Source organism: Sorangium sp. So ce204, assembly GCF_051526795.1.
In the GTDB taxonomy this organism is placed as follows: Bacteria; Myxococcota_A; Polyangia; order Polyangiales; family Polyangiaceae; genus Sorangium; species Sorangium cellulosum_B.
On sequence record NZ_CP150317.1, the window covers coordinates 5914360 to 5925792 of the forward strand.

Here is an 11433-nt window from a genome sequence, read left to right on the forward strand (position 1 = left end):
GATGTCGTCACCTCCGACACAGCGCTGACCGCGTTGATGCTCGGGGCCCAAGAGCCCTACTTGAAGACCAGCGAGCTCGATACGGTGCGCATCGACCCTCCGGGGCTCTTGGATTCGTGGTCCGTCACCGGAGTGAGCCAGTGGTTCTGGCAATACCAGCGCCGCAACCTCATCCTCTTCGAGAGAGGAGAGAACCGATACATCTACGTTCCCGCGCGGCGGGCGCTCACGTGGGCCCTGGCGGGAGGCGTCGTGCCCCGAGATGCCCTCGAGGATCGAGCGCGCGAGGGGGCTATGCATGCGGAGCCGGCGGATCGGGTGCGCCTCGAGCACCTGCGCGGCTGCGCTCTCGACAGCGCCCCTGGCGGGGACGGGTGGGCGGCGCTCGTCCAGCGCGTGCGCGGCGAGGCGCCGCCGCAGCCAGGCGACATCGATCTCGCGAGGTTCGTACATCGCGATCTCTGGAGGGCCGCCGACTCAGCGCTCCTCGAGTCCATGGCCGGCGCCTTCGGTGTGCTGGACCTGCTCGCGGTGTTTCAGGGGCTCGGCAGCCACGAGTTCACGCTCCCACGCGTGCTCTTCGGCGGAGAAGCCGAGCAGTTCATCGACGAGCGCCTCGGCGGCCGCACACCAGGGCACGTCCGCGACGAGCTGCAGCGCGGAGCACCTGCCGCACGGTGGAGCGACGGCCCGCGGCGGCTGGCAGCTGTCGTCGATCGGCGTCACGCGCTCGACGGCTGCGTCGGCGGCCATGAAGCGGAGCTCGCGCTGGTCCGCCTGGAGCTGTCCACGAGCGGGTGGGTGTACGAGCGCAAGGTGCTCTGGGCCGACGCGGAGGAAGGCGAGCCGATGAGCTGAGCTTCACGGGGATCCCAGGACCTGCGCCAGCACGCGCTGCCCGCGGCGGCGCCGCGATCGCCGGCGCGCCGAGCCGATGTGGCGGCGGCGCGCCAGCCGTCCCCCGTCTGTCGCCAGCCCTCGCCCGCTGCGCTAAGCTGCGTGCCATGGGCGATGGCGCCGCCAGCCGACGCATGAGCGCCGCCGAGTACCTGGCGTGGGAGCGCGAGCAGCCCGCGAAGCACGAGTACCACCTCGGTGAGGTCTTCGCGATGGCCGGCGGCAGCCCGCGGCACAACTTCCTGTCGACCGCCGCGGGCGCAGAGCTCCGCGCGGCCGTGCGCGGCAGGGGGTGCCACGTGCTCTCGTCCGATCAACGGATCTCGGCCAGACAGGGAGAGCGCTACGTTTACGCGGATGTCGTCGTCGTGCGCGGCGGCGTGCAGACCGAGCCAGGCGCCGGCGACGTCCTCTCGAACCCACTGCCATCGTGGAGGTGCTCTCGCGCAGCACCGAGGCCTTCGATCGGGGCGAGAAGTGGGAAGGGTACCAGCGGCTCCCCTGCCTGACGGACTACCTGCTCGTCTCACCATGGCACGTGCGTATCGAGCACTATCGACGCGAGGGGGACGGCTCCTGGCGGTATCGCGTGCTCGAGCGGGGCGATACGATCGCCCTGGCGAACGGCGCCCAGATCTCGGTCGACGCCATCTACGACGGCGCCTTCGAGATAGAAGCCGACTGACCTCGCAGAGTTTCACCGCGGGCGGCCGGATGTGGCAGCATGGGGCCGGAGGAGACCCTACCTTGCGCCTCGGGATCGATTTCGGAACCACACGGACCGTGGTCGCGTGCTGCGATCGCGGAAACTACCCTGTCGTCAGCTTCCAGGACGCCGCGGGGGACACCGTGGATTTCTACCCCTCCGTGGCCGCCGAGCGGCGGGGGGAGCTCCGGTTCGGCTTCGACGCCCTCGCGGTCGCCTCGGACCCCGAGTGGACCGTGCTCCGGTCGTTCAAGCGCGTGCTCTCCGGCCCGCGCGCGTCGCCCGACGTCGAGGTCGAGATCGGCGGGACGAAGCTCCGGGTGCTCGATCTCCTGACCCTCTTCCTCGGGTCGCTCCGCGACGCCGTCCTGAACCGGTCGAACCGGCCCAAGAAGGACGACGACGGGCGCCTCATCTCGGTCGTGGCGACCCCGGCGAACGCGCACGGGTCGCAGCGGTTCGTGACGCTCGACGCCTTCCGCCGCGCCGGCTTCGAGATCATCGCGCTCCTGAACGAGCCGTCGGCCGCCGGCTTCGAGTACACGCACCGCCACCGCAGCACCATCACGTCGAAGCGCGAGCACATCGTCGTCTACGACCTCGGCGGCGGGACGTTCGACGCGTCGCTGGTCCACATGACCGGGCGCAGCCACGACGCCGTGACGACCGCGGGCCTGAACCACCTCGGCGGCGACGACTTCGACGCCGCGCTGGCCTCGATGGCGCTCGACGCGGGCAAGATCGAGAAGATCGAGCGTGAGGGGCTGCCGGCGCGCGCGCTCGCGGCGCTCGTGGACCAGTGCCGCGAGGCGAAGGAGCGGCTCAACCCGAACTCCCGGCGCATCGTGATCGACCTGGAGGCGTGCCTCGGCGACCTCTCGCCCGCCAGCGAGGTGACGATCGCGACCGCCGACTACTACGACCGGTGCGTGCCCCTCGTGGAGTCGACCATCACGGCGATGCAGCCGGTGATCGCGCGCCTCGACGCCGGCGCGGGCGAGGCGCTCGCCGACATCGCGGGGATCTACGTCGTCGGCGGCGCGAGCTCGCTGCCCATCGTCGCGCGGACGCTGCGCGAGCGCTTCGGGCGCCGCGTCCATCGCTCCCCCTACCCCTCGGCGGCCATCGCGATCGGCCTGGCCATCGCCGTCGACGAGGACGCGGGCTTCGAGCTCTCCGACCGGCTCTCGCGCCACTTCGGGGTGTTCCGGGAGGGCAGCGGCGGGGACGAGGTGGTCTTCGACCCGATCTTCGACCGGGAGGCGCGCATCCCGTCGAGCCACGAGGCGCCGGTGGTCTCGCGGCGGGTGTACCGGGCGGCGCACAACGTCGGCCGCTACCGGTTCGTCGAGTGCGCCGCGCTCGACCGGCTCGGCGTGCCGCACGGCGACATCACGGCCTTCAACGAGATCGTATTCCCCTTCGACAGGCGGCTCCGCGACCGCGCCGCCGAGCTCGGCGGGGTGACCGTCGAGCGGATGGGCAGCGAGGGGCCGCTGATCGAGGAGCAGTACGCGATCACCTCACACGGGATCGTCGAGGTGACGATCACGGACGTGGAGGCGGGGTACCGGCGCGTCTACCAGGTCGGGGCGTGAGGGCATAGGCGATGCCCGAATCGAGCGTGGACCGCACGAGGAGCCCGCCCAGATCCGCCCCGAGCTCGACGAGCGTCCGCGCGATGGCGGGCTGGATCCCCGTCAGGAGCACCTGCGCGCCGAGCAGGTTCACCGCGCGCGCCGTCCGCACCAGCGCGCTCGCGACCTGGGTGTCGATGGTCGGCACGCCCGTGACGTCGAGGATCACCATCGAGGCCTGGTGGGCGACGATGCCTGCCAGCAGGATCTCGAGCACCTGCTGGGCCCGCGGCGCATCGATGTTGCCGATGAGCGGCATCACCACCACGCCGCGCGCGATCGGCAGCAGCGGGGTGGAGAGGGCGCGCAGCCTGGCCTCCTGCAGGTGGATGATCTCGTCCTGAAGCCGCTGAGCCTCGGCCTCGGTCGCTCGGCTCTCGGTGACCTCCACGGAGATCCCGCACACAGCATGCAGCCTGCCTCGTGAATCCCGCAGCGGGAACCTCGTTGTCACGAAGGCATGGACGCGGCCATCGAGCAGGAGCTGCTCCTCCTTGACGAGCGGCGCCTCCGTCGCGATGACCTGCCGGTCCAACTGCGCGAACGCCTCGGCGAGCTCCGAGGGCATGACATCGGGATCGGCGCGCCCGAGCACCGCGTCGCGGGAGAGGCCCATGAGCCGCTCGAAGTGCCTGTTGACGAGCGCGTAGCGGCCGTTCAGATCCTTGACGTAGACGGCGCTGGGCGCGTGCTCCACGATTGCGGTGACGAATGCCGCGCTGTCCTGGTACGCCTGCTGGGCGCGCATCCTGTCGGTCACGTCGAGGTTGATCCCGATCACGTAGCGCGCGCCGCCCACGTCGGCCGCCGACATCCTGGTCTCGGTCCAGACGGTGCGGTCCTCGGTGCGCTCGAGGCCGGCGTCGGCCGTGTTGTACGCGGTCGGCGCCATGATCACGCCTCCGCCGCTCCGGATCACCTGATCGAAGTGGGCAGTGTATCCGCCCGCCAAGGCGACAGGGTCCTCGTACATATTGTGCTTGCCGACCATGGCCTCCTTCGACGGAACGGCCAGTATCTCGCGGTTCCGTCGGTTGATGTCCACGAGTGCGCCGTCGGCGCCGTAGAGCGCCGACGGGACCGGCAGGTGCTCGAAGACGCCCTGGTACAGCGCCGCCTGCGCCTCCGCGGCCTGGGCGCGCTGCTCCAGCGCCTTGACCTCGCAGCGGAGCCGCTCCAGCTCAGCCTGCAGTCCCTCGATGTCCGTGCCTCCCGGGGTCATCGGCTCTACCTTTTCAGCTCGCGAGTGGCCATCGCGCCCAGGTCGTAGACATTCATTATTACACGCTGGACAGTTACATGTTCCGTCCAGCATTGCCAAGCCGATTTGCTGAGCTTGGCTTTCAGCGATTGAGCGCGTGGTGGCGCCCACACCTGCGCGGGACCTGCGCTATGGGTCGCGTCAGGCCGCGTGGGGTCGCCGCGTTGATGAGCGGGGAAGCGGAGTGCGCGCTACGGGACGATCCGACGCAGCGCCTCGACCAGGATCGGCAGGGTCGCCAGCGCACCGAGCGTGGTCACGACCGCGGTGGCCGCGGCGAACTGGCCATCGCAGCCGTACCGCGCGGCGACGATCACGGACACCATGGACGTCGGCATGGCGGACTGCAGCACCGCCACCTCGGAAGAGGGCCGCTTCAGGCCGAGCGCGACCGCGGCGCCGAGCGCGACAGCGGGCGACAGGAGCAGCTTCACGGCGGCGACGGCCGCGAGCGGGCGCACGCGGCCGCGGAGCGAACCGAGGTCGAGGCTGAGGCCCAGCGCGAGGAACACGAGCGTCGGGGTCGCGCTCCCGAGCGCGCCGAGCGCGTGCTCCAGCCACACAGGCAGCGGGATCGGCGCCGCGTGGAGCGTGAGGCCGACGGCGATCGACAGCACGTTGGGGTGCAGGAGCACCGCGAGCAGGCCCCGCCCATCCCCGCCGCCGCCCCCGCCCATGCGCGCGGCGAGCGCGACGCCGAAGGTCCACAGGAGGAACGCGGTGACGATGCTGTCGACGAGGATCGCCGTCCCCGCCGCGCCGCCCGCGTCGCCGTAGAGGGCCAGCACGACGGGCACGCCGAGGAAGCCGGTGTTGGAGAAGCTGCCGACGAGGCCGGCGGCGCCCTGCGCGGCGCGCGGGAGCCCGAGCGCCCGCGCCACCGCGACCCCCGCGAGGGCGGACGCGAAGAGCGCGACCGTCGACGCGGCGACCGCGCCCCACGCGCCGTGGCCGATGCCCGAGCGGCGGAGCACGGTGACGATCAGCGCGGGCGTGGTGACGTCGATGACCAGCCGGTGCAGCACGGCGGCGTCCGCCTGGCCGGCCCGGCCCAGCGCGCGCAGCAGCACGCCGACCCCGAGCACCGCGAAGAGGGCCAGGAGCTGCGAGATCAGGTCGCCCGACGGCACGGGCCCGCTTTTAGCTCGGCGGCGGGCGGCGTCCAGCGCTCTCGCCGGTCATGCGGCCGGCCGGCAGCGGGGTGGGGAGGCAGCGGGGTGGGAGATCGAGACAGCGCCAGGAGCGCCGAGGAACGTTGCGTCCCGGCGCTCCCGCGCTTCTTCAGGGGGTCAGGGCACGAGGTCCTGCACGGCCTGCACCACCGCCTGGGCGTTCATGCCCAGCCGGTCCATCACGATGTCGCCAGGGGCGCTCGTGCCGAAGCGGTCGATGCCGAGGGCGATCCCCTTGGAGCCGACCCACCGGTGCCAGCCGAAGGTGACGCCCGCCTCGATGGACACGCGCCGCGTGCACGCGGCGGGCAGCACGGCCTCGCGGTAGGCGTGATCCTGGCGCGCGAACCGCTCCACGCAGGGCATCGAGACGACGCGGACGCCGGGCCCGATGCGCTTCGCGGCCTCGACGGCGTGCTGCACCTCGCTGCCCGTCGCGATCAGGATGGTCTCGAGCGCCGCCGTCTCCTTGACAAGGACGTAGGCGCCGCGCCGGACGCCCTCGCGCTTGGCGGCGGCGTCGCCCGGAAGCAGCGGGACGGCCTGGCGCGTGAGCGCGAGGACCGTCGGGCCGTCGCTGCGCTCCAGCGCGGAGATCCAGGCGCCGGCCGTCTCCTCGGCGTCCGCCGGCCGGATGACGTCCAGATCGACGATGACGCGCAGCCCGGCGACGGTCTCGACGGGCTGGTGCGTCGGCCCGTCCTCGCCCACGCCCACCGAGTCGTGCGTGAAGATGTAGATGACCGGCAGGTGCGACAGCGCGGCCAGGCGGACGCTCGGCCGCAGGTAGTCCGCGAACACGAGGAACGTCGCGCCGCTCGGCCGAAGGCCGCCGTGGTACGCGATGCCGTTCATGATCGCGCCCATGCCGTGCTCGCGGATGCCGGCGCGGATGTTCCGGCCGCCGGGGTGCTCCGGATCGAAGTCGGTGCTCGACGCGATGTAGTTGAACGTCGAGCCGTAGAGGTCGGCGCTCGACCCGATGAGCGCGGGCACCGCCTCGGCGACCGCCTGCAGCACGGTCTCGCCGGCCTTGCGCGTGGCGACCTTGGTGCCGGCGGCGAAGGCGGGGACGCGCGCGTCGAGGTCCGCGGGGAGCTTCTTCGCGAGGCCGTCGTCGAGCTGGCGGGCGAGCTCCGGGTTCTTCGCGCGCCAGGCCTGGAAGGTCGCCTCCCACGCCCCCCGCACCTTGGCGAGCTCTTCCTTGCGCGTCGCGAAGAACTGCTTCACCTCCTCGCTGACGTAGAAGTGCTCCGCGGGCAGCCCCAGGTTCTTGCGGGCCTGATCCACGAACTTGGCGCCGCCCTCGCCGTGCGCCTTCTGCGTGCCGGCGACCTCCGGGATCCCCTTGCCGATGAGGGTGTGGGCGACGACGAACTTCGGCTTTCCGCTCTTCGACGCCCGCGCCTCGGCGAGCACCCGGTGGACGGCCGCCAGATCGTTGCCCTGCTCGATGTGGAGCACCTCGAAGCCGTAGGCCTCGAAGCGCTTGGCCGTGTCCTCGCTCTGGGTCTTGATCGCCATCGCGTCGAGGGTGACGTCGTTGGCGTCGTAGATGAGGATCAGGTTGTCGAGCTTGAAGTGCCCCGCGAAGGAGGCCGCCTCGGCGGCCACGCCCTCCTGGAGGCAGCCGTCGCCGGCGAGGCAGTAGACGTTGAGATCGAAGATCGTGTGCTCCGGCGTGTTGTAACGCGCGGCGAGCATCTTGGCGGCCACCGCGTGCCCGACGGCGTTGCCCACGCCCTGGCCGAGCGGGCCCGTCGTCGCCTCGACGCCCTCGGTGTAATGGTACTCCGGGTGGCCGGGCGTCTTCGACTCCCACTGCCGGAAGCGGCGGACGTCGTCGAGGGACACCGGATAGCCCGAGAGGTGCAGCCAGGCGTAGAGGAACATGCTGCCGTGACCGGCGGACAGGACGAAGCGATCGCGGTTCAACCAGTGCGGTTCGCTCGGATCGTGGCGGAGGATGTCGCCGTAGAGCGCGGCGCCGATCTCGGCGGCCCCTAGCGGTAGGCCGAGGTGACCGGATGAGCAGGCGTGGACGGCATCCATGGCGAGGCCGCGGGCGATCGAGGCCGCGGCGGCGAGCTTGGCGAAATCAGGCATGGCGCGCACTCTAACCTACTTCGTCGCGAAGCGCGCCCCTTCGCGAGGCCCCCCACCCCGCCGCCCGGCGCCTGGACCGCGCCGAGCGCGCCTCGGCGCTCGCGTGACTGTCCAGGCGCTCGTGGGGCGCGCGGGGCCGCGGAGCGGAGATCGGGTCGAGCCGGTCATCAATCCCCCCTCGGCGAACGTCGCTCCAGCTGGCGCTCACGGAGCCCCGACCGCTGGTCGCGCTTTCACCCCCACCTGGGCCGTCGTCGGGGTCGCCCAGCCTGGACCGAGCCGCCGCGGACCACGCCCGACGCCGGCGCGCTCGCGTGCGTCAGGGGGCGGAGACCGCGACGAAGCCGTCCTTGCCCGCGGCGGTGAGCGGGCCGGCGCCGAAGTCGGCTGTACCCGTGAAGTCGCCGACGAGCGCGATGCGGTCGGCGCGATAGGTCGTCAAGCCTCTTATCGTGGCGGGCGTGCCCGTGAACGTGCGGCGCCAGAGCTCCGCGCCGGAAGCATCGAGCTTGACGAGGGACTGCGCTCCCAGGACGAGGATGTTGCCGGCGGAGTCCGTGACCACGGCGTCGCTCGGAGCCTCTCGGTGCCAGAGATAGTCGCCGAGCGGGCTCAGCTTCAGCACGAAGTGTGTTCCGGCGGGGACTGGCCCACCGCCGAGATCCAGATTTCCCAGGCTGCGGCCCACGACCACGACATTATCTTCGGGGTCGACGGCGACATCCTTTGCCACTCCTCCGTCATCCGAGAAGTTCGGCGCCGACGGTCCGGACAGGAGCTTTCGCCAGAGCGTGGTGCCCGCAGGGTCTCGCTTCTCGACATGGAAATAGTAGGCGCAGGGGCATAACCCTGGGCCCTCGGTGTGCCCCATGGCCAAGAGGACGTTGCCGGCGCTGTCCATGGCGATCCCGCCCGGGCTGTCGAACGACCGATGGGAGAAGCCCCACATGTACTCGCCCGCCGCATCGTAGGTTCTCACGCTCATGCCGGTGTCGACGGAGCTCGGGTAGACGAACAGCGCAGCGGAGGTGCCCCCGGCGCCTGCCGCGATGTCTCGCAGGTTGATCGAGCTCGCGGTGCTCCCGGTGATGTATCCGTGGCTGAAGAGGTGGTTCCCGTCCGGATCGAGCTTGACGAAGAAGACGGCGCTCGGCGAGAAGTCATAGGCCCAGGGGAGCGGGCCGCTTCCGAAGTCCACAGGCGGCGGCCCGTCGAAGGTGGCGCCGCCATAGGTCCCGCCGAGGAGGATGTTGCCGCTCGCGTCGAGCGCGATCTTGGTTCCGGCTTCCCCGTACGGACTGCTGCCGAATCGTCTGCTCCATATCGCATGGCCTGCCGGGTCGAGCTTGAGCACGAACACGTCCGCGGATCCTGCGCTCACGAGCGGCCCCGCCCCGAAATCGACCGTCCCCACGAACGCGCCCGTCACATAGAGGTTGCCCGCGGCGTCCGTCGCGACGCCGTAGGCGGCGTCAGCGCCGGCGCCGCCCAGCGCGGCGGACCAAAGCGGCGGAAGCGAGCATTGCCCCGTACCATCGCAGTCCTCGTCGGCCTCCGAGGCGCAGTCTTCAGCTGACGGCGTGATCTCGCCGGTGCACGGGCCATGGCCAGATCCGTCTGGTAGGCAGGTCTGAACACCGGCGGTGCAGAGCCCCACGCCTTGCGTCCCCGGTAGCCCCGAATAGCAGCTCAGGTGCGACCCCGGCTCGCAAACCGCTGTGCCGCCACCGCCGCCGCCGGTCGCCGGCTCTCCCCCCGCGCCTCCCTGCCCGCCGCCGCCGGTCGCCGGCTCTCCCCCCGCGCCTCCCTGCCCGCCGCCGCCGGTCGCCGGCTCTCCCCCCGCGCCTCCCTGCCCGCCGCCGCCGGTCGCCGGCTCTCCCCCCGCGCCTCCCTGCCCGCCGCCGCCGGTCGCCGGCTCTCCCCCCGCGCCTCCCTGCCCGCCGCCGCCGGTCGCCGGCTCTCCCCCCGCGCCTCCCTGCCCGCCGCCGCCGGTCGCCGGCTCTCCCCCCGCGCCTCCCTGGCCGCCGCCGGTCGCCGGCTCTCCCCCCGCGCCTCCCTGGCCGCCGCCGGTCGTGCAGCCGAGGGTCAGCGCCATCCCGAGCATCGCAGCCCCTCTTAGCCCCTGCCACACCCGAGCATCTCCGTGCCTCACGTGCTCCACCTTTCCGATCCGCGTATTGACGACGGGTTCCCGAGCGCTTCCCTGGTTCTGGACGCGAGAGGAGCGCGGGCCACGAGGCGCTAGATGCGCCGGCGCGTGCGCACATTCATCTCGCGAGAAGCCCGATGGAGCGTGAGAGCCGAAAAAAGCGGAGGCCTCCTCGCGGAGGAAAGCAAGTGAGGCGAGCCGACATGGGACCTCGGAACGAGGCGAAAACCGCCCATCTCATGCGTACTCATGCGTACGTCGATGGAATGGATGACCCGTGTGGCTCAGCCTACCCTCTCCACCGCACCCTACAACCCTCTCCGCTTCCGCCTACAAAGGGTATGTTAAGGCTGAACAGCCCGTGGTACGAACGGAAGAAGAGAAGACGGAATGTTTCCTGTGATGGGGCCGCCGGCTCACAGTGTACGCATTTGCTCGCTCGCCGTCCGTTGGGGCACGCCGACCGGGCGCACGAGGCTCGCGCGATCGCGCTGAGCCGGCAGAGACCCATGCAAGAACAAGAAACGCCGCTCTCTGGCCTCGTCCTCATCGTGGACGATAGCGCGGACAACCTGACCGTGCTGTCGCACGCGCTCATGTCGGATGGCCTGGAGGTCGCTGTCGCGCGCGACGGGGAGGAGGCGATCGAGCTGGTCAGCCGGGCCCAGCCGGACCTCGTCTTGCTCGACGCGCTGATGCCCGGCCTCAGCGGGTTCGAGACGTGCCGGCGGCTCAAGGCCGATCCGGCGACGCAGGGCATCCCCGTCATCTTCATGACGGCGCTCGCTGAAGCGAGGTTCAGGCTCCAGGGCTTCCGCGTGGGCGCCGTCGACTATGTGACAAAGCCGTTCGAGAAGACCGAGCTCCTGGCGCGGGTGCACACCCAGATCTCGCTCCGGCGCGCAACGCGGGCTCTCGAGGAGCGCAATACGAGGCTCTCGGAGGAGATCCGGGAGCGCGCCAAGGCGGAGGAGGCGCTGGCGCAGGCCGTGCAGATGCTGCGCGACACGAACGAGCGGCTCTCGCAGCAGCTGACGCAGAGCGAGCGCGCCGAGGCGGCCAGGGCGGCGCTGCAAGAGCAGATCATCGCGGCCCAGCGGGAGCGGCTCCTCGAGCTGTCCGCTCCGCTCATCCCGATGATCGATGGCGTCCTCGTGATGCCCCTCATCGGCGCGGTGGACGTCGAGCGCGCCGGACAGGCGGTCGAGACAGCGCTGCGCGGGGCGAGCGAGCGCAGGGCGGACTATCTCATCATTGACATCACCGGCGTGAAAGCAGTAGATGAGACGGTTGCGCGCATGCTCGTGCAAGCCGCGATGGGGCTCTCGCTGCTCGGCACGCAAACGGTCGTCACGGGCATCCGCGCAGAGGTAGCGCAGACGCTCGTGGCGCTCGACCTGCAGCTCGAACAGCTCGTGACGAAGGCCACCCTGCAGTCGGGCGTGGAGCACGCGCTGCGGACACGCGACCGCCGCCAGCGCAAGCCCGAGCGCTGAAGTACCGGA

At 71.2% G+C, this 11433-nt stretch carries 7 protein-coding genes and 1 pseudogene; 4 read left to right on the top strand and 4 right to left on the bottom strand.

Translation table 11 applies throughout. The features are described 5' to 3' along the window. Window positions 1-60 precede the first annotated feature (60 nt). From WMF22_RS21985 to WMF22_RS21995, 3 genes and pseudogenes are all read left to right on the top strand, one after another. Complete coding sequence (locus WMF22_RS21985; RefSeq protein ID WP_438036914.1) at window positions 61-858, top strand: hypothetical protein; 798 nt, start codon at window positions 61-63, stop codon at window positions 856-858. A gap of 173 nt (window positions 859-1031) precedes the next feature. Then, window positions 1032-1582 (top strand): annotated as a pseudogene (locus tag WMF22_RS21990) (Uma2 family endonuclease). Between the two features lie 62 nt (window positions 1583-1644). Further along, window positions 1645-3201 carry an Hsp70 family protein gene (locus WMF22_RS21995; RefSeq protein WP_438036915.1) on the top strand — a complete coding sequence of 519 codons (1557 nt, stop codon included), beginning with the start codon at window positions 1645-1647 and terminating at the stop codon, window positions 3199-3201. Here WMF22_RS21995 and WMF22_RS22000 read toward each other — a convergent pair. From WMF22_RS22000 to WMF22_RS22015, 4 genes are all read right to left on the bottom strand, one after another. After that, window positions 3152-4462, bottom strand: a complete 1311-nt coding sequence (locus WMF22_RS22000; RefSeq protein WP_438036916.1) for a PAS domain-containing protein — start codon at window positions 4460-4462, stop codon at window positions 3152-3154. The genes WMF22_RS21995 and WMF22_RS22000 overlap by 50 nt on opposite strands. 230 nt (window positions 4463-4692) lie before the next feature. Further along, window positions 4693-5631, bottom strand: coding sequence for an AEC family transporter (locus WMF22_RS22005; protein WP_437300994.1), 939 nt, complete (start codon window positions 5629-5631; stop codon window positions 4693-4695). Between the two features lie 159 nt (window positions 5632-5790). Continuing rightward, on the bottom strand, window positions 5791-7779 hold the full coding sequence (tkt, locus tag WMF22_RS22010) for a transketolase (RefSeq protein ID WP_437300995.1): 1989 nt from the start codon (window positions 7777-7779) through the stop codon (window positions 5791-5793). Between the two features lie 319 nt (window positions 7780-8098). After that, window positions 8099-9883 carry a hypothetical protein gene (locus WMF22_RS22015; protein ID WP_438036917.1) on the bottom strand — a complete coding sequence of 595 codons (1785 nt, stop codon included), beginning with the start codon at window positions 9881-9883 and terminating at the stop codon, window positions 8099-8101. A gap of 554 nt (window positions 9884-10437) precedes the next feature. Here WMF22_RS22015 and WMF22_RS22020 point away from each other — a divergent pair. Continuing rightward, entirely contained in the window at window positions 10438-11424 is a 987-nt protein-coding gene (locus tag WMF22_RS22020) for a response regulator (RefSeq protein WP_437300997.1), read from the top strand. Window positions 11425-11433: the final 9 nt, after the last annotated feature.